This window comes from Xanthobacter sp. BG11Y11_SDJG (genome assembly GCF_057364445.1).
The window spans coordinates 1-825 of the sequence record NZ_JBNFNU010000785.1 but is presented as its reverse complement, the minus strand read 5'-3'; the positions used below and the strand labels follow the sequence as shown (position 1 = coordinate 825).

The following is an 825-nucleotide window of genomic DNA, read 5'->3' as shown; positions in this document are numbered from 1 at the left end:
CGCGTGCGGGGCGCCCGCGCCGGCGCCGCGCCGCTGCGGCGGCATGCGCGACCTGAAGCGAGGATCGAAAATGCAGATCGGCGTTGAGACGTCCAAGGCGGTGGACCAGCGGCGGGTGTTCGTGGTGGACGAGGACGAGATCACCCGCGCCGCGCTCCAGTTCATGCTGCACGACGAGATCGAGACCCATGAGATCGCCACCCCGGAAGAGGCCTATGAAAAGGGCGTCGACTGGCTGAAGCCGGACGTGGTGCTGCTCGGCGTCGGCTTCCTGAAAAGCCGCGGCGCGGCGCTGGTCAAGGAGATCAACGGCCGCTTCCCCGGCGTGCGCATCCTGGTGGTCTGCGGCAAGGAGGACGAGGCGGTGGCGGTGGATGGCCTGAAGGCCGGCGCCCACGGCGCGCTCGTCAAGCCGCTCACCATCGAGAGCGTGCGCAAGAAGGTGGACACCATCCTCGGCCGCGGCGGCGCCCAGCCGCTGATCCAGCTCGGCAGCCTCTAGGCCGTGGCGAAGGTCGTCTTCTACGAGAAGCCCGGCTGCGGCACCAATGCCCGGCAGAGGCAGATGCTCGCCGCCGCCGGCCATGAGGTGGAGGTGCGCAGCCTGCTCTCGGAACCCTGGACGGGCGAGCGCCTCGCCGCCTTCTTCGGCGCGACGCCGGTGGCGAGCTGGTTCAATCCGGCATCACCCAAGGTGAAGGCGGGCGCGGTCGACCCGGCCACCCTCGGTGCGGCCGAGGCGATCGCGCTCATCTCGCGGACCCGCTGCTGATCCGCCGCCCGCTGGTGGAGGCGGACGGCGTGCGCTGCGCCGGCTTCGACCGC

The 825-nt window shown here is 71.2% G+C and carries 1 protein-coding gene and 1 pseudogene; both read left to right on the top strand.

From position 1 onward, the window contains the following. The first annotated feature begins 70 nt into the window (after window positions 1–70). Window positions 71–502, top strand: coding sequence for a response regulator (locus AC2W7M_RS26520; RefSeq protein ID WP_486136169.1), 432 nt, complete (start codon window positions 71–73; stop codon window positions 500–502). Window positions 503–505: 3 nt separating this feature from the next. Continuing rightward, a pseudogene (locus tag AC2W7M_RS26515) lies at window positions 506–825 on the top strand (thioredoxin domain-containing protein); the annotation flags it as partial.